The organism is Chondrinema litorale (assembly GCF_026250525.1).
GTDB classification, from domain to species: Bacteria; Bacteroidota; Bacteroidia; order Cytophagales; family Flammeovirgaceae; genus Chondrinema; species Chondrinema litorale.
In genome coordinates this window covers 1-21,391 of sequence record NZ_CP111061.1, presented here as the reverse complement: position 1 = coordinate 21,391, position 21,391 = coordinate 1, and the positions used below count along the sequence as shown (strand labels likewise).

The 21,391-nt window shown below is 36.8% G+C and carries 13 protein-coding genes; 1 reads left to right on the top strand and 12 read right to left on the bottom strand.

Annotation, left to right across the window (positions count from 1 at the left end; translation table 11 throughout):
• Positions 1-39: 39 nt before the first annotated feature.
• The 7 genes from OQ292_RS37725 to OQ292_RS37695 form a co-directional block, all read right to left on the bottom strand.
• Complete coding sequence (locus OQ292_RS37725) at positions 40-3,447, bottom strand: VCBS repeat-containing protein (protein ID WP_284689456.1); 3,408 nt, start codon at positions 3,445-3,447, stop codon at positions 40-42.
• A 125-nt stretch (positions 3,448-3,572) separates the two neighbouring features.
• Complete coding sequence (locus OQ292_RS37720; RefSeq protein WP_431733813.1) at positions 3,573-5,432, bottom strand: RagB/SusD family nutrient uptake outer membrane protein; 1,860 nt, start codon at positions 5,430-5,432, stop codon at positions 3,573-3,575.
• A gap of 20 nt (positions 5,433-5,452) precedes the next feature.
• Positions 5,453-8,959, bottom strand: a complete 3,507-nt coding sequence (locus tag OQ292_RS37715; RefSeq protein WP_284689454.1) for a SusC/RagA family TonB-linked outer membrane protein — start codon at positions 8,957-8,959, stop codon at positions 5,453-5,455.
• Between the two features lie 190 nt (positions 8,960-9,149).
• Complete coding sequence (locus OQ292_RS37710) at positions 9,150-10,217, bottom strand: FecR family protein (protein WP_284689453.1); 1,068 nt, start codon at positions 10,215-10,217, stop codon at positions 9,150-9,152.
• A 67-nt stretch (positions 10,218-10,284) separates the two neighbouring features.
• Positions 10,285-10,953 (bottom strand): RNA polymerase sigma factor, encoded by a 669-nt coding sequence (locus OQ292_RS37705; protein ID WP_284689452.1) that lies wholly within the window; start codon positions 10,951-10,953, stop codon positions 10,285-10,287.
• Between the two features lie 156 nt (positions 10,954-11,109).
• Positions 11,110-13,785 carry an alpha-L-rhamnosidase gene (locus OQ292_RS37700; RefSeq protein WP_284689451.1) on the bottom strand — a complete coding sequence of 892 codons (2,676 nt, stop codon included), beginning with the start codon at positions 13,783-13,785 and terminating at the stop codon, positions 11,110-11,112.
• 258 nt (positions 13,786-14,043) lie between these two features.
• The gene (locus OQ292_RS37695; RefSeq protein WP_284689450.1) at positions 14,044-15,816 is read right to left on the bottom strand and encodes an arylsulfatase; all 1,773 of its coding nucleotides are present in this window, start codon (positions 15,814-15,816) and stop codon (positions 14,044-14,046) included.
• 184 nt (positions 15,817-16,000) lie between these two features.
• Here OQ292_RS37695 and OQ292_RS37690 point away from each other — a divergent pair, with 184 nt between their 5' ends.
• Complete coding sequence (locus OQ292_RS37690; RefSeq protein WP_284689449.1) at positions 16,001-16,177, top strand: hypothetical protein; 177 nt, start codon at positions 16,001-16,003, stop codon at positions 16,175-16,177.
• A 112-nt stretch (positions 16,178-16,289) separates the two neighbouring features.
• Here OQ292_RS37690 and OQ292_RS37685 read toward each other — a convergent pair whose 3' ends face one another.
• From OQ292_RS37685 to OQ292_RS37665, 5 genes are all read right to left on the bottom strand, one after another.
• The gene (locus OQ292_RS37685) at positions 16,290-17,327 is read right to left on the bottom strand and encodes a family 43 glycosylhydrolase (RefSeq protein ID WP_284689448.1); all 1,038 of its coding nucleotides are present in this window, start codon (positions 17,325-17,327) and stop codon (positions 16,290-16,292) included.
• Positions 17,328-17,367: 40 nt separating this feature from the next.
• Positions 17,368-17,682, bottom strand: a complete 315-nt coding sequence (rhaM, locus tag OQ292_RS37680; protein ID WP_284689447.1) for an L-rhamnose mutarotase — start codon at positions 17,680-17,682, stop codon at positions 17,368-17,370.
• Positions 17,683-17,969: 287 nt separating this feature from the next.
• Positions 17,970-19,004 carry a glycoside hydrolase family 5 protein gene (locus tag OQ292_RS37675; protein WP_284689446.1) on the bottom strand — a complete coding sequence of 345 codons (1,035 nt, stop codon included), beginning with the start codon at positions 19,002-19,004 and terminating at the stop codon, positions 17,970-17,972.
• A gap of 36 nt (positions 19,005-19,040) precedes the next feature.
• Positions 19,041-20,507 carry a glycoside hydrolase gene (locus tag OQ292_RS37670; RefSeq protein WP_284689445.1) on the bottom strand — a complete coding sequence of 489 codons (1,467 nt, stop codon included), beginning with the start codon at positions 20,505-20,507 and terminating at the stop codon, positions 19,041-19,043.
• Between the two features lie 133 nt (positions 20,508-20,640).
• Positions 20,641-21,330 (bottom strand): hypothetical protein, encoded by a 690-nt coding sequence (locus OQ292_RS37665; protein ID WP_284689444.1) that lies wholly within the window; start codon positions 21,328-21,330, stop codon positions 20,641-20,643.
• Between the last annotated feature and the right edge of the window lie 61 nt (positions 21,331-21,391).

The following is a 21,391-nucleotide window of genomic DNA, read 5'->3' as shown; positions in this document are numbered from 1 at the left end:
TAATTTCTTCTCTGTAATATTATAAAACTGCTCGGGACTTTACAATACTTCTATATTAAGTTGATAGGCTTTTGTTTTACTTTGATTGATGCCGAAAAGCAAAGTGTTGTTCAAAGAAACAATGCTTCTAACATCTCCCCAAATCTCAAAACCTGATTCATTTTGGGGTACATATTCAAAATTACCATTACCATCACCTTTTAGCAAAATACCCATATTCGCATCTGTATTGCCAAATCGCAGTTTACCTCTGTGAATGTTCCCGCAAAGTAACAAATCTTTGTTTCCATCATTATTGAAGTCTAATGGCTGTATCGCACAAACTGGAGAAGATTGCACTACCAATGGCAAGGCCTTTTCTTTAAACATACCGCCATTTGTTCCTTCCAAATAAAGTGTTTTTAACTCATTTACTTCGAGATGCTTTACTCCTTCTAGCTCTTCTTTACTAAAGATGTCTTCCATTTTGGTATTTGCGTAACTTTTGTAATCTGGAAAACGACCACGCATCATACTCATTTGGTCTAGTAGTTCATCTCTAGTTACCGATGGATAACTTTCGCCTTGAATGTAAAAACAGAAAATTGGATCTATAGAGCCATTGTCGTCAAAATCTTTGTAAAACAGTTCGGCTGGCTCATTATCACTGACTTTACACTGCGTATTTAGGCCCATGTTTCCAAGCACCAAATCGGGATTACCATCATTATTTAGGTCTTCAATTAGAATTTCATTCCACCAACCACTGTATTCCTTTTCGAAATAAGAGCTAGATTTATCTTGCAGTTTTCCATCTTCATTAATAAATGCTTTTACTGGCATCCACTCTCCTACTACAATTAAATCTTTCACCTTATCGCCATTCAAATCTAGCCATTCGGCATCGGTTATCATACCTGCTTTTTGCAAGTCAGGAGCTAGCTCTGCTGTGGCATTTTTAAAATTTCCTTTGCCATCATTTATTAAAATATAAGATTCTGGTGTTTCAGGATAAATCCCCGGAATCACCCTTCCACCCACAAATAAATCGTTAAAACCATCGCCATTTATATCGGCGGAGCTCACACAGCTACTACTGGTAACCATCTGAGGAATAGCATTCTCCACTTTAGTGAAATTTCCATTTCCATCATTGAGATATAGTCTGTCTTGCAAAGCAGCATCTTCTGGAAAGAAATCATTATAACCTCCACTGCATACATATAAATCTAAAGCTCCATCTGCATTGGCATCGAAGAAAGTGGCAGCCACATCTTCACTTTTCTTATCAGTTTCAAAAGCATTGATGCTTTTTTTAGTGAAGGTCCCATTAGCTTGCTGAATATATAATTGAGCGATTTGCCCACTGGAACCTCCTGTAAAAATATCTTCTAGACCATCGCCATTTACATCTCCTTTTATCATGCAAGGTCCATCAAAAGAGACTGGATTTACCATTAATGGCTGACGCTTAAAATCATTAATATTTTTTTGCTGATGTTCAAATGCAAATGGTACAGTTACTTCTTTATAAAATGGATTGGTCTTTTCTACTGGCTTTTTAATTTGTTTTGCTTCATCTTCTGAAAGTGTTATCAACTGATTGGCATCTATATTACTAAGCTCTTGTAGTTTGTTTCCTGGCCAAATCACTTCAACACGTTCTAGCTTGGTGATATCTCCCAAACCAAAATGCATCACTGGTGAAACACTCGATTGAAAACCTCTCGTAGGCATTTGCTCCAAAAAGAGCTTTTTACCTTGGCTATATAATGTTACTTTGGCTCCTAAGCCATTTGTGTTTTTTCCTTCACCTTCCAATTTTATTTTGAGGTAATTATTCTGCTTTTGCTTGTTAACTTCATTTTGGTAAATAAAGGCTGGCTTGTTGATGTTATTGACAATTAAATCGAGGTCACCATCATTATCTAAATCTGCATAAGCTGCTCCATTACTATTGGAGGTTTGCGTAATACCCCATTCCGATTTATAATTAGAAAAGGTGAGTCCACTGGCAGTAGCTCCATTGTTTTTATAGATGTAGTTGGAAATGTTTGATGAAGGCATTTGATGTACCAAGTCCAACACATCTTTTCGTAAAAGCTTTCCATTTTTGCTATGAGTGAAATCTCCCATGTATTTCATAAAATCCATGTTGGTATAGTCTCTCACATAGCCATTTGTTACAAAAAGGTCTTTCCAACCATCGTTATCATAATCTGCTAATAATGCAGACCAGCTCCAATCTGTGTTTGAAATACCAGCCATTTGCCCCACTTCACTAAAAACCGGTTCACCATCTGCACCATTGCCATCGTGGATTTGCAGCATATTCCGCATATATTGATAATGAAAACCTACTTTTAGGTTTAAATTGAATAACTCGTAATTATCTGGAGCAAAGAGTAATTTTTGTCTGCCATTATCTTCTGGCAACATATCTAGTGTATATACATCTGGTAATGCATCATTATTTACATCGGCAATATCGCTACCCATAGAAAAATGGGAAGTATGCCCAAAAGAACTATGCAACTGATTTGTAAAAGTACCATCCTGATTATTAATGTATAAGTAGTCAGGAATAGAATAATCGTTACTTACATAAATATCTGCCCAGCCATCATTATTAAAGTCTGCTACACCAACTCCTAAACCATAAGACAAACCTGAGCTACTAATCCCGGCAGACATTGTGATATCTTTAAACCGATTTCCATCATTTCTAAAAAGTCTTGACCCATTTATTGGGTTCTCTTTTTTCATATACTCACCTGTAGAAACCTCATCGAGCACTGGCAATGGAAATGGACTGTGATTGAGCAAGAACATATCCAAATCGCCATCTAGATCATAATCAAAAAAGACTGATTGTGTACTGGTAGATGGAACTGCTAAACCATAAGCGGCAGCTTCTTCTTTAAAATGTGGGAAGCCATTTTCATCGGCTCCTTGATTGATATATAATTCGTTTGTTCTGTTTTCTGGGCGTACATTGCCAGAGTAACATACATAAATATCGAGCAGTTTATCTCCGTTTACATCGGCCATAGTTACACCGGTTGTCCATGGTGTTTTTCTGCCAGTAACACCTGCTTCTTGTGTAATGTCTTTAAACTGCATGGGTTGAGAGCTTCCCATGTTCAGGTATAATTTATTGGAAACCATGTTTCCGGTAAAGTAAATATCTTCCCACCCGTCTCCATTTAAATCTCCTACTGCTACTCCGCCGCCATTGTAGAAATATTCGTAGGCCATTACATTGGTATTGAGCCCTTCTGTAAGTTGATTGTTAAAATTGACTTGTGTTTGTTCTGGTGTTAATAAGGTAAATAAAACAGGTTCTGAGGTCTGCTTTTCGGAAAGGTTTGCTTTTCCCTCATTTCTTATTGCTTTTTCGCAGCTTGTAAGTCCTGCAAATACCACTAACCAACAAATTAACTTGCTTTTGAATGAGAGCTTTTTCATAATAGTTTAGTTTAACAGGTAATTCTATCTTACGTTTATTTAAGATAGCAAATTCCTAAAACAAAAAAACCTATGCTGATAATAGAATTACCAGCATAGTTTTATTATAGGATTAGGCTAGATAACTAGTATCCTGGATTCTGAATCAAAGATTCATTTCTATTGAGTTCATCACGCTCTAATGGCATAAAATACATTTTGTCAAGCCATTGGCGGTTTTCAAATCCCGGATCTAGATCTGTTACGGTATAAGTATAATCGTAATTGTCTGTGTCATACTCATAAAGCGTTACGTTAGCACCCGTTTTCAATTTTCCTTCAACCAAGATGATTTTTGCTTGCTCTCCAAATTTCTCTGGGGCAATCATCCATCTTCTTACATCGTGGAAACGGTGCTCTTCGTAAACCAGTTCTACTCTACGCTCGTTACGGTATTGATCCTTTAGTGCATCACCTGTTTCGGTAATTGCAGGCATACCAGCACGGAAACGGATTTTGTTTAACCATGCTTTTGCTTCGTCTTCCTGACCTAATTCGATACTAGCTTCTGCATAGTTAAGCATCGCTTCGGTGTAGCGAAGTTCTGGCCATGGAATTTCTTGTCTTGTATTTTGATCTATAATGCTAGGGTCTTTGTTGATGAACTTATGCATATAGTAACCTGTACGTGTTCCGTTCCAATCTTCTACTGTACTTTGGCGAGTATCTAAACCAAAATAGTTTACTTTTTCACCTTCGAAAATAATTTCGTAAGTACCTGTTTGAATTTGGTTTGCAGGATCTTTCGCTGCAACATCGGCTGTACGAGGTTTCCAGTCTGCACCGTCATAAAGGATGGTTGCATAGAAACGCGGATCTCTATTTTCGTATGGTGCTTCTGCATGATCAGGGTTATCCCAATCGAAAGAAGAACCGTCCATCATCTCGTAATCATCCACTAAGTTTTGAGTTGGTGTATTACCAGCCCAGTTATGATAGCCATTAGGACCATTATCTAATGCAGCTCTACTACCATCTTCGACTTTAGCATTAATAAAATATCTAGCAAAGATTAATTCAGCTTCTCCACCATTTTTAGAAAGTGATATGTTCTCGTAGTTTTGCTCACCTTCTTCTGCAGTAACAGGAGCAGTTAAAGACGTCATGTAACCATCAGTATAATCTAATACTGCTTTTGCTGCTGTTTGGGCAGCCTGCCAGCGAGAAGTTCGATCACCAGAAGTATAACCTAATAATGCAGTATTAGAAAAACTTGAAATTACACTTGAATTTGCACTTGCAGTAGTGATATCGTGTAGATCACTAGCTGCATATACTAATACTCTAGATTTTAGTGCTAATGCTGCTGCTGCAGACGCTCTACCAGATTCCATAGATTTTCCATCTAATAAAGAAAACGCCTCATCACAATCTGCTACTATAAAGCTCACACACTCTTCATAAGTATTTCTTGGTGCAGAGAAATCTTCGGCATCTAAAGTATAAGCTTCATCGATAATTGGAATACCACCCCAAATTCTTAAAAGTTGGTGATAGAAAAATGCTCTCATAAAACGCGCTTCGCCTTTTAATCTATCAGCTAAATCTGTATTCTCGAACTGAGGTTCTGCCAAGTTTTCTAAAGCAATGTTGGTCGCTCTAATTCTTGAATATAAGTCATTCCACCTAAGTCTAGGATCTCCCCAGTTAATTACATCTTGTGGGTTAGAGCGTGACTCAGTAACAGTGGTTACACCTCTACCTGGGTGAGTGAAGATTGCTTCGTCTGTAGTAGATGCGAGCATCTCTTCATTAAAACCACCATCGTTTAAACCATTATAAATCTCAGTAACAAATGCTTCTGCTAAACCTCCATCTACCCAAACATCTGCTTCAGAAACCTGATCGAGTGGTTTGGTGCTTACAAAGTCATCGTTGCAGCTTACCGTAAAACTGGCTGCAATTACTGTTGCTATAAATATATATATGTGTTTTATCCTATTCATCTTCATAAAATATTTAGTTCTTAAAAAGATACGATTGCACCCAAATTGATTACTCTCGACTGCGGGTAGTACTGACCACTTTGACTATTAGATTCTGGGTCGTAAACTTTCAGTTTATCCATTGTAAACAAGTTCATACCATTGGTATAAATTCTTGCATGTTGGATACCCAATTTCTCTGTAACAGTAACAGGTAAAGTGTAACCTATTTCGAAGTTTTTCAAACGGATATAATCTGAGCTTCTTAACCAATAAGTGTTGTTGCTTGAATACCACTGGTTGTTTCTATCTGCAATTCTTGGATGTACACTACTAGGGTTATCAATTTGCCAACGATTTTCGTAAGTATCAAGCAAATAGTTACCAATACTTCCAGATTCAGTGATTACAAATACTTTAGCACCAGCGGCTCCTTGGAATAGTATTGAAAGATCGAAGTTTTTGTAGCTTGCTCCAATGTTAATACCACCTTGGAATAATGGAATAGCAGTATTGTTTGTTCTTACCTGATCATCTGCAGTAATTTTTCCATCTGGCACACCTTCTGGTCCGTAAAGGTCTTTGTATTTCATATCACCCGGACGCAGGTTATTAGTTAATGCACTGTAGTCGATGGTATTCGCATCAATTTCTTCTTGAGATTCAAATACACCATCATACTCATATAACATATAAGTATACATTGGCTTACCAGTAGTTTTTTGCCAATCTGGAGCACCCGGAGCTTCATCCCAATAAACAATTTTGTTTTGAGCATAACCACCGTTTACACTGAAGTTAAATTTGAAATCGTTAATCGAAGTTTTGTATCCTATGTTAAAGTCGAAACCTTCGTTTTTAACTTCTCCAATGTTTTCTGGTGGTAAAGTCATACCTGTTGACTGAGGTACTGAACCGAATTTAGGCCAAAGTATATTGGTTCTTTTATTCATGAAGTAATCAAACTCGAAGAATATTTTTCCATCAAATAGATCACCTTCTAAACCAATATTTGCGTTGTTTGCCACCTCCCAAGTAATAGTACTATTAGGTACACGTGCTTCGTAAAGAGATTTTGTTTCTTGACCACCAATAATGTAGCTACCGAATCCGTAAGTAGAAAGGTATTGGTATTCCAATAAAGCACCATCTGGTCCAAGTGTGATATTATCGTTACCCATTTGTCCCCAAGAACCACGAAGTTTTAAATAGCTCAGTACATCAGAAAGTCCACCTTTCCAGAATTCTTCTTCAGATATAACCCAACCAGCCATTACACCTGGGAAGAAACCCCATCTACTATCTTCTGGGAACATGTATGAACCATCATATCTCCATAAGAACTCTAGTAGGTATTTTTCTTTATAGTTATAAGCTACACGACCGAAGTAATTTAAACGAGCTCTTTCCCAAGCACTACCACTGTTATTTTTCTCAGCATCGCCACCAGCAAAAATCTGATCAATTGCGCCTGAGATATAATATCTACGATAAGCGCCAAAGCCACTCCATTCGATGGTTTCTTTATTAGTACCTGCTAATACTGTTAAGTTATGATCGCCAAATGCTCTATCGTAAGAGAAGATACCACCTAACATAATGTTTGTTTGGTCTTCGTTACCTTGGTTTAATCTTGGTTCTGCCGGACCACGAGCACCTGCTACTAATAGTGGGTCGCCATCATCACCATAAGTTACACCATCCCAAGTATATAAATACCAAGGAGTTTCCCATCTTTTTGTTTGTCTGATGTATTTATCAACCGCTGCAGTACCAGTGAATTTTAAACCTTCAACACCTGGTATTAAAACCTCAATTTTACCATTAGTTTGCAGGTAGTTTCTAGTATCTCTGTCGTAACCAGTTTCGTTAGTGGTAATTACTACTGGGTTTTGACCATTTTCAATATCAGGACCTGGTAAGCCATTTGGCCAATAGGCTGGAGATGTAGGTATACCTCTCATTTGCATTCTAAAGATAGCACCTGCTCCAACTGTTGGGAAGAATCTTCTTTCTTGACGACCTAAAACACCAATACTAGTTTTAATATATTTATTGATGTTACCATCAAGATTTACTCTAAAATCGTATTGCTTGTAACCAGTTGCTGCATCTTTATAGAAAGCATCTTGATTTTGGTATCCTAATGAAGCCAAATATTTAAAATCTTCTGTTCCACCTGTTAACTGCAAATTATGCTTAGACTGTGGAGACCAGTTTTTTAAAGTAGCATCATACCAGTTTGTATTTGGGTGTCCCCATGGATCTGAGCCATTTCTGAAAAGCTCAAAATCTTCTGGACTATAAGGAGCCTCAAGTATTGCACCGTTTGGTCTGTTATAAGTTCCTGTTGAATTAAAAGCTGCTTGTGCGGCAGACCACTCATCAACCGGAAGGTTATAAATTTCTAGCTCGTTTCTCATCTCTGCAAACTGAGTTGCATCTGCCAAATCTGGAATTACTGTTGGCTGTGCCCAACCTTGGTTAAATGAATAAGAAAGTTCTGGCTTACCACTTGTACCTCTTTTGGTTGTAATTAGAATTACACCGTTTGCAGCACGAGCTCCATAAATAGCAGCAGAAGCATCTTTCAATACAGAGATACTTTCTATATCCATTGGGTTAAGACGATCCAAACCACCAGCTCTTGCAGGAATACCATCAATTACAATAAGTGCATCGTTGTTACCCAAAGTGTTTGTACCTCTAATTCTAATACCAGAATTATCGTAACCTGGCTCACCACTTCTGTTTACAGCAAACAAACCCGGTACACGACCAGCTAATGAGTTAGAAAGGTTAGTTACTGGAGACTTTACTAATTCGTCACCTTTTACGGCTGCAACCGAACCAGTTACAGTTACTTTCTTTTGCTCGCCATAACCTACTACAACAATTTCTTCTAATTGCTCAGAGTCTAATGGCAAAGAAACATTAATAGTAGTTTGAGCACCTACTTCAACCTCTTGGGTAATATAGCCAATATAGCTAAATTGAAGTATATCTCCCGAAGTTGCAGAAAGTGCATAATTACCATCTAAATCTGTAGTGGTACCAGTAGTAGTTCCTTTAATAAGAATACTTACACCCGGTAATGCTTCTCCATCTTCTGATTTTACATTACCACTAATTCTAACTTGTTTTGCTTCATCACCGATAATTTCAGTGATTTTAGCCAGGCCGTCTTCAGGTTTACTTACATAAATACTTTCGTTAATTCGCTTAAAGCCTAAGCCTGTTTCTTTAGAAATATTCCTAAGTAGTTCTGCTAAAGACGTTTTCTTTACATTCGCATCAATTCTGAAGCTATCGTCAATCAGCTCTCCGCTATATGTAAAACCAAATCCTGTTTTTGCTTCAATTTTTGCAAAAACATATTTTAACTCTTCATTCTGTACCTTGAGGTTCAGATAAACTTCATCCATACTTTTTCCTTGTGCATTTCCATCTTCTGCAGATAAAATACCAAAGAACAAAGCCTGGAGAAGGAACCCATAAAAGCCTAATTTTGACATAAGCCAAATTTGTCTTAGTAGTTTCAATTTCATATTTTTAATCGCGTTTTGGTGAAAAAATTAATTCATCAGAAATGCACAAGTTTGCCTTGCAGACGGCCAAATCTTTAGAGGCAAACAACCGATTGTGCCGGAGTTTTACTCCGGTTTTTTTGTTTCTGATATTTTTTGTAAAAAATTAGTCTTTAGTTAACTACTGTCGTGTATAGTTTTTCTCATAGTTTTAGTTTACTTTTTTTACAATAACCTTATCATTTTTCTTATCTATTGTGTATTCAATTTTCATTGAAAATTTTAATCCTTCTAGTACTTCTTTGAGAGGCTCGTTTACAAAAGTTGCGTTAATTTTACCCGGCATTCTCATGTGGTCTTTGTTTGGAAAGATAAATTCTACACCATACCATCTCTCCAATTGATCAACTATTTGTAAAAAATCTGCATCTTTAAAGTAGAGTATATCGTCTTTCCAAGCCAGCTTAAAATCTTCTGCATTCTTTTTAGAATAACCGCCTGTTTTTTTCTCGTAAGTAATCATCTCGTTTGGCGTAAGCAATGCTTCAAACTCGTTGCTATTGTGCTCATTGTTATAAGTCATCACTTTACCAGTTACTACTGTAACCTCTACAGTTTCTTCACTATTAAAAGACTGCACGTTAAATGAGGTGCCCACCACTTTTACCTCTATTTCTTCTGCAATTACCCTAAATGGATACGCCTCATTTTTCTCTACTTCAAAAAAAGCTTCACCATCTAATTTTACTTCTCTGTTTTTAATGAAATTGCTAGGGAAAGTAATACTACTACCAGAGTTAAGTTTTACTAGGCTACCATCAGGAAGTTTAATGTTAGACTTTTGCCCTAGTGGTGTAGATTTGGTAGTATAGGTAACTTTTTCAACTATTACTTTTTCTTTTGTTTCGAACTTGTATAACCAAAACAAGCCTAGAAGTATAGCAACAGATGCTGCCCATTTAAATACGGTTGAAAGTTTTACAGGTGGTTCATTATAATCGGTTGAACTGAATTTAATTTCAGTTTTTTTTTCATCGCCTGAGCGATACCTTAATATTTTATTGAGTGACTCGTCGAACTCTTCGGGAGTAGGGTCTAGTTTCTCTCTTTTTAAATTGAGCAAGATTTCTCTTGCTGTTAGTGCTGCATCTTTATTTTCTGGCTCTGTTTGCATCCAGTTTTGAAAGAATGCATTCTTCTCCCCACTGTCTCCTTTTACCCAATCAATAAAGTCAGTATCAACTAAAAAGTCTTCTATATCGTAATGGTTATATTTCATATTGGTTCATGTCTATATATAAAAGAACCAACCTCTCATTTTTCCATCGTTTTTTTAGATTTTTTTTCTAAAAAAATTTCAATAGCATAATATACAGATTGATAGTGCTGACAATCAGCAATTTACCTTTTAATAATTTTATAGATTTATACAGAAGATTTTGTGCAGACTTTTGGTTTGTAAAGTCCATTAAGACTGCAATCTCTTCCATTTTTAGTTCTTCAAAAAAATAATAGTAAATTATTTCGCGCTGCTTGCGAGTGAGTACTTTAAGTGCATTATTAATGCGTAACTGATTTTCTTTATCTATTTGTTGGTTGATGATTATCTGCTCTATGGAATAGCTGAGTGAAAAATCGTAACCATCTAGCAAATTAGATTGTAAATTCATTTTGCTGTTTCTTCTGATCTTGGCAACCAGATTATTCTTGATGGATCTGAACAGATAAAATTTGATTGATGTGGTTTCTGAGAGTTTATCTCTCTTTTGCATAAGTTCAATAAAAAGATCTTGAATTGTATCTTTTATAAGATTTCTGTCTTTGGTAAACTGACTTGTATAATTATATAAAGACTTGTAATAGCAATTATAGATATGCACTAAAGCCGGTTCACTCCCAGCTTTAAACTGTATCCAAGTCTCTTTATCATCTTTGAAGTTAGATATTGCATGTATGCTTTTGTTGTCTGATAAAGTTAATACTTCATCATAACTGTTAGTTGTTATGTGTCTCATTTTCATATATAGTGCAAGTAGTAATGCAATATAATGAAGTTATTATAAAAACTAAAGGATAATCTGACAAAGAAATTCAAGATCAGACCCAATTATTCCCTGTTCAGTAATGCATACAATGATTTATATATTATAGATGGCTTTCTATTAAAGAGATTATATCTGAACAGTAAAACTGTGCGTACCCGATTTTACATTAATAATATAATCACCATTAATCTTGCTGATACTCGCCATATGTTTATCATCTTTGGTAATGTGATCAGACTTTATATTAATAGTAGCTGTGCTATTCGCTGGAATAACCACACTGTATTTTACCACTTCCCCTTCCTTTTTCCACGAAGAAACAATTTCACCATACGGACCTTGATGTTTAGCTTCGAACTGATCGAGTCCTTCTACAAAATGAGGATTCAAAATTACATTTTTAAAACCCGGCTTTTCTGGGTCTGGATTAATACCTCCAAGAGCTTTGTAAAACCAAGCACCAATTTCACCAAACATAATGTGGTTTCTAGAAATGTCAGACTTAGCATCTATTGGCCAGTTTTCAAACAAACTAGTTGCTCCGTTTTTAATCCACCAACCCCAAGATGGATAACTGTCTTGCAATGCCACTTCATAAGCCAGATCGCTATAGCCATTTTCACTCAATGCATTTAAAATAGCTTTTGTACCCAACAAGCCTACATTAAGGTGGCTGTTATCTGCTCTTACTTTCTTCTCCAAATTGGCAGCTACTTTAGCTTTCATATCATCTGGTACAATGCCCCAGAATAAAGCTGTACTTTGCTCTGTTTGGAAACCACTTCCATATATGCCAGTTTCTTTATCAAGATATTTATTATTGATGGCATTCTTAATTGAATCAGCCAAGTTTGCGTATTTCTGGTTGTCTGCTGTTTTACCAAAAAGCTTTGCAGATTTCGCCAATATAGATGCATCTACATAATAATATATAGAAGATGTAAATTCTTTAGGTGTTTTGTCTGCTACAGGAATCCAATCGCCTAAGCCCCAATCGGTAAGGCCGGCAGAATCAATTTCGGCGATGTGGTCTACATAAAGCTTTAGACTTGCATAAGAATCTGAAAGCAAAGTAGTATCTCCATAAAACAAATAGATATTCCAAGGAATAATGGCAATGGTACTTGTCCAATCGGGACCATTACCCCAATCGTATCCCCAAGCGTGTGTAGGAATTATAGATGGTAAAACACCATTTGGTTGTTGTTCATCGCGATGGTCTGCCAACCATTTTTCGTAAATGGTAATTCCATCAAAATTAAAGAGTCCTGTTTCACTTGCGATATGAGCATCTCCTGTCCAGCCATTTTTTTCTCTTTGAGGGCAGTCTGTAGGGTAGCCGAAAAGGTTAGAAAGATAAGAATTATTCGTAGCTGCCCACATTTTATTAAGTAGTGAATCTGAACTATGCACATTTCCGACTACTGGCACATCGCTGTGCATACGCATACCAATTAGACTTTCTTTGCTAAGAGTAATTGGTTTATCGCTATTTACTTCTACATATTGAAATCCTTTATAGTTGAATTTCGGCATAAAGGTTTCTACGCCTGCACCTTTCAAGATATAAATATCTGTTTGGAATGGATCGCTATCGTCAGTTGGGCGATAATGTACATCAATATTAGATTGATCTACATGTCCTTCATCACCTAATAACTCTGCATGTGTTACTCTTACAACTGTCCCTTTTGCCCCTTCTACTTTTATCTGGCTTACACCAGATATATTCATCCCTAAATCATACACATAGTTTTGGTTACTAAACTGATTGAATTCAACTGGCTTAATTTGATCTGTTATACGAATAGGCTGTAAAGCTTGAGCTACTAGTTTTTCTGCCGGATTCTCAACCTCTATGGCTGACTTCCAAGATTGGTCGTTGAATTTTGGTGTATCCCAACCTTTTTGCTCCAATCTGGCATCGTAATGTTCTGCTGTATATATGCTATTAAAAATGATTGGACCCAACGAGGTTTTCCAGCTTTTATCAGTACTGATTACCTCTTGGCTGCCATCTTCATAAGTTACAAAAAGATTTAGGCAAAACTTTGGGCGAGCTCTCCAATGTGCTTTGTGAAAATCCCACACCGCAGTAGATTGGTGATTGTACCAACCATTACCAAGTAAAATACCTAAAGCTACTTCTTCTTGTAATTGCGCTGTAACATCATGTGCCACATATAATACCCTCTTATCGAAGCGGGTATACATTGGGTCAAGCACATGGTCACCTACTTTTTTGCCATTAATAGAAAACTCAAACAAACCTGCAGCAGTCACATAAGCCATTGCCTTTTTTACTTTGCCTTTCGGTTTAAATACTTTTCTGAAGTACGGAGCAGGTTTTAAATCTACATCGTCTGTGTCTGAAATAAATGAACCTTGCCAATTGCTGTTTCCTAAAAATCCGGTTTGGAAACTATTTACCTTAGCATAGTTGCTTTCCACGAAGTCGTTGTTCGACAGTTTTACCGTCCAGTAATATTTGCTAAGTGGTTGTAAGGTCTTTCCTTGGTAAGTTACCAGCATGGCATCACTCATAACTTTATTTGTATCCCACATATCTCCTTCGCCCTTTGCCACTGCCGCTGAGTCTGTACCTACAATAACTCTGTAAGACTCTTGCGAAATGTCGTTGCCTTTGTTAGGCATTTTCCATCGAAACCTTGGGGTAGTATTATCAATAGAAATGGGATTAACCAGATATTCACATAAAAGGTCAATTGGCGCTTGTTGTTGTTTATCGTCGCAAGAGACGCAAAATACAAATAAGCTAAATAATATATAGAAAGATTTCATGATGTATGAAATGCCTTAGAAGCAGTTTAGAGTTTTTAATGCAAATGATGAAAGTATCCAATATTAGTCTTTCAATTCTAAAAACAACAACAATTGCAGATCAAGTAGGAAATAATTCTCCTGTATATGGAAATAGCCAAGTATAGCTATTTTAGGCCTTATCGCTTTGTTTTAATAGTGCACCATTATTTAGTGAGCTTTGCAAAGAAGTATATATTAAGACTTGATCTATTTATCTATCAAATAGGCCGAATTCTTTTAATTCACCTTATCAAACTCTACATAAAATGGAAAAATGTTTCTTCCATTAATTTCATAAAATGGTTTAAAGTCACAGTCTTGTTGAGAAAAGTAGATATTTTTCATCACAATAATATCTGTGTCTATTTTCTCATTTTTCTGTTTTTTAACCATCGAACCAGCTTCGAGATACATATCGCCATCCACTTCTATAGGGTTTACAAACTTGAATTTGATGTTGTAATAACCTTCGTTGATGGTAACTCTCCATTTGCCATAAATCTCTTCTTGTGCCCAAATACCTCTGCTACCACTGGCATCATTTCTATTCAATACAGAAGGATTTTCATGTCGATCGCCTACAACTATTCTCGGTGGATTCTTAATATTTTCAGAAGTAATCAACTCCGCATACACTCTATCAAACTCAGACTTGAGTGCTTCCGCAACACCTTTATTATCACCCAAAATATTCATTTGCTCGTAGGGATCATCATCCAATTTAAACAACTCAAAATCTGTGATGGGTGAATTATGATCTGCATGCCCCACCAGTTTATAGGGACCGCTTTGCATGGCAATATTGTTGTATAACTCAGGGTATTTGCGTGTCCAGTAAAAGAACATAGTTCTGTTTTCCCAGATAATTTCTTCACCTTCTAGCAAAGGCAATAAACTTTTGCCATCAATACTTCTATCCATTGGCATTTCTACATGGCAAATTTGCGCTAGTGTTGGCAATATATCGTAATGCGCTGCCGGAATTTCGATATCTCTGTTACCTTCGAAACGAGCTGAATATTTTAGAAAAAAAGGTACCTTAACACCTCCACAATACACATCACCTTTCTTTCCTCTTAAACCAGCTATATATCTTACCTGTTGCGGGCCATTATCCGTCATAAAAATGATGAGGGTATTGTTGGCAATTTTGAGTTCATCAAGTTTAGCAAATAACTTCCCTAAATTATCATCGATGTTGCTCACCATACCATAAACCTTTCGGGCATCTTCCTTGTCTTTTTCAGACATCTCTACAAACGGTTGGCGTCTATCTTCAAAACCAAGAGAGGGGTCTATATCTTTATATAAGTTATAATATTCTTCTGGAACTTGTAAAGGGGTATGTGGCGCATTAAATGCCAAATAACAGAAAAAAGGATTTCTCGTACCTGATCGTTGATTTTTCTCTATAAAGTTAATTGCTTGTTGGGTAAAGATATCTGAACAGTAACCTTTATAAGCTTTCTGCTTTCCATTGTACCAAAGCACCGGATCGAAATAACTGCTATCACCTTTAAAGTAAGTAGTAAAATCGCCGACTTGCCCCATACCACCAGAAAGGTGAATAACCGATTCATCAAAACCCTGATCGTTTGGCCTGCATGGATAGTTATCGCCTAAATGCCATTTGCCAAATGCGCCAGTTCTGTAATTGGCTTGCTTGAGCATTTCTGCAATTGTTACTTCGTTGGCGGCCATAATTGCACCACCATTATATGTATCTCTTACACCTGTTCTTAATGAATATCTGCCCGTCATGAGGCTTGAACGGGTAGGAGCACAAACTGGCGAAACATAAAAATTATTAAAACGGGTACTCTCTTTAGCAAAACTATCAATCACAGGAGTTTGTACATGCGGATTGCCTGTATACCCCAAATCACCATAACCCTGATCATCAGTAATAATTAAAATGACATTAGGATGCTCGAAGTCTTGAGCAAAACTCAAACTGACTGTGAAAATTAAAATGTTAGTGAGTAAAGTAATTATAAATCTTCTTTTCATTATCTCAGTTAAAAAAATCGATTCTTGCAATTAGCAAAATTATAATACTAATTGTTTATTCTGCCATGCGTACCACCATATAATACCAATTTTTTTGGAAAGGAAATGATTATAGCTACAAATTAAATAAAATACCATTATTTTGTTATTTAAAACAGGATCGATTTAACTATTTAATTAGCCCATGAAACCCAATTACAAGATTATTGCAGATGACAAAGATCGATTTGAAAGTACAACAAAGTTCGAATTAATGTTGAAGAAGATTAAAAACGAAGTAAAACAAAAATATGCTCTACAGCTATCTGCTGAGACCAATATTTTTAAGTACTCATTTATTAAAAATGTATATAGAAATTAAGAAGAGGGAGGCTAAGCTAAGTTCATATAAAAACTTGCATTTTGATTATTCTCAATAAAAACAATGGTTGTCGTATTCAATAAAAATAAGGCAACCATTGTTTTTGATCATATTAATTATTTTTCTTATCAGGTTCGCTCAAATTAATGTAAACAGGCTTATCTCTATCGCAGGTAATTTTACCATCGGTATATTCCAACTGTGCTACTTGAATTGAGCTTCGTCTTGTTCTGTAATTATCTACCCTTTTATTATCTGGTACTCTACCGGGATGTGTAAAATAGAAGACAAAGGCTTTATCTCCATGTACCACTACTCCCGGATGCCCGCCCATTACTTTATCGTCTTTGCCTTTACCGGGTTTTTGTAAAATATTATTTCCTTGTCGTTGCCAGTTAATTAAATCGTCAGAAGAGAACACACTTAAGCCATCCCATGCATCGCAGAGCATCCAATTTTTATTCATCCACCTAAACACAACAGGTCCCTCTCCCCTATCTCCAACTACTTTTTTACCACTATCTTTCCAATTGTATAAATCGTTGCTGTCTGCATAATACATCGATTTGCCATCTCGCTCATTGTTATAATACATCCGCCATTTACCATCTGGCAATCTAAATACGCAAGCATCTATACACCTATCTGAAGCTAATTCTAACTTAGATTCAAATTTCCAGTTAATCATGTTTTTACTAGTAAGATGTACAATCCAGCGAGGATGCCCCCACTCATTAAATACACCCGGCACATAAGTGAGATACATATGGTAATTTCCTTTGTGCTCAATTACCTCTGGTGCCCAGTGGGTATAACCTTCCATTCTATATTGAATATCGCAAGTATCGCGGTATTGCCAAGTAGCACCTCCGTCTAAAGATTCGGCAATGCCAATTCGGGTTCCGTGTACCCAACTTACACCATCTAGCTGTTCTTCATTGGCTCTGCGATTGGTGTAAAACATAAACCAACGATTCTCTTTTCTATTCCAAATAATCGTGGGATCTGCGGCTCCATCATAAACGGGGTCTCTAAAAAGCGGCTTATCTGCCAGCCTTACTTTATCCTGTGCTTGTAAAAACAGAGGAATATTTAGTAATAGGATGGCTACAATTAAAAAGGGTTTAAATTTAATAGATTCAGAAGGCACAATAGGTAGTTTTATATAATTTGATAATAAGGTATTTCAATTAATCCAAGTGGAAAACTTCGCGCAATGGCTTAGTTACAGGTGAATTATCTGGATTGGTTTCCATAATGTCTGCCATGTACGCCCACCATTTTTTTACAATTGGATTGTTTGGGATTTGTGCTTCTTTTACTTGGTCAGCCACTTTTTGAAAGGCAAAAAGCGTAAGTGTTTCTTCATCTAAATAGATGCTGTAATCACTGATTCCCGATTCTGAAAGCATGGCTTCTAATTCTGGCCATATTTCATCGTGTCGCTTTTTATATTCCGCTTCGAAGCCCGGTTTTAGCTTCATGGTAAAAGCATTTCTGTACATAGCTAATTTGATTTATTGATTAAAAATCAGTGTTTATTTTATAGTAAGTTATGAAGACCTACTCTTCTAATTTACAAATTACTTTTTATCAGATTTCGCAATTCGTAATTTTTATGTACAGACATAGATTTGTTACAGGTGAATGTTGATAATTGCTTACTTACTCTATCAATTTTAAAGTACAAATAGAATATATTGTATCATTACAAACCTCCTTATACGCGACACAATCGCAATAATTGAAAAAAAATGAGCATATTGGCAGTTTCTTACTGGCCAATAAAAATCTAATTAAATACAGATGCTTTTTGCGCATTCTTCTGAACGTAAGGAATGATAAACTTGCCCGCATCGGTGAGGTTGGTATTCTCAATTCCTCCACATACCTCTTTTAAAATGGAGTAATAAGGTTTTTCTGCTCCATCAAAAAAAGCCCAGAAATACCAACCGATTCTATTTTGCTTACAAACTTCCAGTATTTTTTCAGCTTGGTAATTTCCGGCAAAACCTGCGGGTTTGTCCCAACCGAACTCTCCAACTATGATAGGTAAACCGGCATTTTTTAAAGCAGATAAATCTTTTTCCACTGAAAATGGAGGAGTCCAGTCTGTAAAGCTTTTGTCTGCGGTTTGCCAATAACCATACAAATGAATAGAAAATACCACATTTTTCTCTGGATCAGCTTCTAACACATCTTTGCCAAACTCTGTAAACATTTCTGGATTTTGCCCGCAAAACTTTCCGGCATCTATCACAATCAGGTTTTTAATGCCTTTTTCTCTAAACTGTTTGATTGTGGCAATATAGCTATCTCGCCAAGCTTCTGAAGATTCAAAATTGTGTTCGTTGGCAATGTTCACCCAAAGGTATTTTTCAAAATCGTTGCCAATCTTAATCACCTGCTCAGATGTCCAATATTCAGTAATGGTTTCAAAATCGGCTTTATCACAAGTGGAATTGTGCATCTCTAACATGGGTACAATGCCCGCATTTACAGCCCTTTCTACCAAATCACGTTGGCTCTTAGGATTGGCATTCCAACCATAAGCTCCTTCAGTTTGAGAGATAATTCTCACCGCATTCGCCCCAGAATTCGGAATGTGCTCAGACATATTATTTAGTTTGCAGGCTTCATTGCCATTCCAGAAAACCGAAGTATTGTAACCCATAGGCGTAAAAGCCACTCCATTTGGATCGTAAATATTTCCATTACTCACAAAAAAGCCAGAGCCTGTGTTGTAAGCAGGTCTGGCAGTTTGTGCATTTAGTGAAAGTATATTTTGTGTAATAAGGAATAAAAAAAGGATGGTGAATAATCTCATTTTAATAGATGTTGTATTGATTAATGGAATGATATCTTAGTCTTCTGCAAAAAAAGTAGTTACTGTACCAATGGGCGCTTTGTAGTTTAGGTAGCCATCTTCCAATTCGATTACACCTAAATCTTTATAGTTTTCTTCTCCGCTACCAGTTCGATAAGCGTGAAATTTTGTAGCATTTGTACCCTTAATTTTCATGTGCACCCCTTTGTCCCATTTAGAAGACCAATTGGAGATAATTAAAGCATCTGGATGATTTGTGCTATTGGAAGCAAAGGCAATTACTGGTACTTGTGAGTCCATACAGTAAGTGCGGGCGACTGCCATGCCTGCTTGCCCAGCTCTTGAAGCCTGTTTGTAGAAATAATAACCTTTTTGCACTTGGTAAGTGCCATCTTCATTTACTCTAAAAGCATTTCCGGGGTTTGGGTCACCTCCCTCCCATTTTGCAGGTCGCTGAATGCCTGCCCATGGGATAATTGCATTTACTTTGGAGTTATAGATATTTCCGTAAATCTCTCTCATAAACATCACATCCATTTTGCCCCAACTGGTAGATGTTACCCAAGCATGCATTCCGGGTCTGGCCTCTCGAAGCATATCAATCCCTGAACTATTATGATTGCCATACCAGCGTTGCATACTCAAGTCGCCATAAAAGCCATGAGAAGTGATAATACCCATGTTGTTGAGGGCTTCTTTATCGTCTAGCAAACCAGCAGCACAACCCCAAGCACTAAAACGAAACCAGTTAGAAGGCTCTCCATTGGTTAAGTATACATCTTCTAAACCTGCTTCTTTCATCATAGCAGGCATAAACTTTAGAAAATCGTTTACTTGCTCATGCGGCCAAAACATGTTGTAGTCGAAAAAACCTTCCCCGGAACCATCTTGCGGCCAGCGTTCCCAATCTTCGCCCTCGTTGTGCAACGAAAGGTATTTTAAAGGAAGTTTCTTTTCTTTTTTGAGGAAGCGTGCCCAATCGATCATATATGCCGCTAACGCTTCTTTCATTTCGGGATCGAGGTCTCTACCGCCAAAAAACTTTTGCTGTGTCGCCCAAGCTGGTGGACCATATAGCGTCGTAATAATCGTGAGATCACCCTCTCTAGATGTTGTTGTCGCAAATCCCTTCTCTGCAAATTCCAACATATACTTTGCAGACCATTCGTGCTTAAATTCAGCATCTGGTGAAGCTTGATGCCAAGGGTCTAAAAACATTTTTAGCAAAGAGACTTTTAAACCATCTTCACCAAAAACCAGATCGATTATCTCCGATTTTTCTTTTTCATCTAACAAACTAAAACCGCCATACTCTTGCGGTTCTGCGGCATAGACTGAAGTTTGCGCGGTTTCAACATAATTAAAGCCGAAACCATCCCAATCGCGAAGATGCTTGGAGAAATCCACTTCGGAAGGAATCTTATTGATCAACTTATACTGAGCAAATAGAAAAACAGGGTTGAAAAGAAGGGCTATGAATAGAGTTGTTAGTTTTATTTTCATATTCAGTGAGATTTATAATTCATACAGCTTGCGTGCTGCATGGCTAATTGAATAATATAAATCTACTGCTTTTAACCCTTGATCTCTAAAAAACACTGGCCTGCCCTGTGCTGTTTGGTGCTTGTTTTCTTCTCTACAAAAACGCTGAAATACGGATATGCTCAAACATATCTTTTAAATATTTTTCTGCTTGCGTATCTCCCACCGGATATTCGTATTCAAAATGTAAAGTCCGATTATCTCTATAATAGGTTTCTGCTTTTCCGATTACGTTACCATTTTCTTCTTTCTGGGTAATATATACTTTGCGTGTTTCAGACAAATATTTGTACTCGTAAAAAACTGGGCTTTTATCTTCGCTAAAGTATGCTTCTGATGTTAGTTCAGTATCTTCCAATTTGGTAGTAAACCAAACTTGTCCTTTGTCTCCTTTATAAAAATAATAGTCGTCTCCCCCTTTCGCTCGTGCCTCTCCAATTGTGCCATTTTCAAAAGGAGTATTTCTAATTTTCAATCTCAGTACTGGTACTATTGGTACTATTCCTGTGCTATAAATCCCTTTATAAGGATCTTTCCAGAAACTAACTGGTTTTTGATTAACCGATAAGCCTTCTACTGTGGCATTTGCTAGCATTTTACTGTTGATGTTCATCGATGTATTAATCTCTTTGAGTTTTGCCAAGCCTTTATCTTTCACATCATCGTAACAGGGATACGCCACTTCTAATACCAACTGACCTTTTTGATGGAATAATAAGAGATAATTTTTAATATTTGATGAAACCCAATAAACAGCTGTTTTGCTATCTGGCAATTGCTCCACCAACTGTGTTTCTGATAAAGATGCTGTATAGCTTTGATTAATTGCATTTGCTCCACTAAAT

Excerpts from the sequence above, each read along its gene's own strand:
- OQ292_RS37725 (WP_284689456.1), bottom strand. The coding sequence starts at position 3,447 with ATGAAAAAGCTCTCATTCAAAAGCAAGTTAATTTGTTGGTTAGTGGTA.
- OQ292_RS37720 (WP_431733813.1), bottom strand. The coding sequence starts at position 5,432 with ATGAATAGGATAAAACACATATATATATTTATAGCAACAGTAATTGCA.
- OQ292_RS37715 (WP_284689454.1), bottom strand. The coding sequence starts at position 8,959 with ATGAAATTGAAACTACTAAGACAAATTTGGCTTATGTCAAAATTAGGC.
- OQ292_RS37710 (WP_284689453.1), bottom strand. The coding sequence starts at position 10,217 with ATGAAATATAACCATTACGATATAGAAGACTTTTTAGTTGATACTGAC.
- OQ292_RS37705 (WP_284689452.1), bottom strand. The coding sequence starts at position 10,953 with ATGAGACACATAACAACTAACAGTTATGATGAAGTATTAACTTTATCA.
- OQ292_RS37700 (WP_284689451.1), bottom strand. The coding sequence starts at position 13,785 with ATGAAATCTTTCTATATATTATTTAGCTTATTTGTATTTTGCGTCTCT.
- OQ292_RS37695 (WP_284689450.1), bottom strand. The coding sequence starts at position 15,816 with ATGAAAAGAAGATTTATAATTACTTTACTCACTAACATTTTAATTTTC.
- OQ292_RS37690 (WP_284689449.1), top strand. The coding sequence starts at position 16,001 with ATGAAACCCAATTACAAGATTATTGCAGATGACAAAGATCGATTTGAA.
- rhaM (WP_284689447.1), bottom strand. The coding sequence starts at position 17,682 with ATGTACAGAAATGCTTTTACCATGAAGCTAAAACCGGGCTTCGAAGCG.
- OQ292_RS37675 (WP_284689446.1), bottom strand. The coding sequence starts at position 19,004 with ATGAGATTATTCACCATCCTTTTTTTATTCCTTATTACACAAAATATA.
- OQ292_RS37670 (WP_284689445.1), bottom strand. The coding sequence starts at position 20,507 with ATGAAAATAAAACTAACAACTCTATTCATAGCCCTTCTTTTCAACCCT.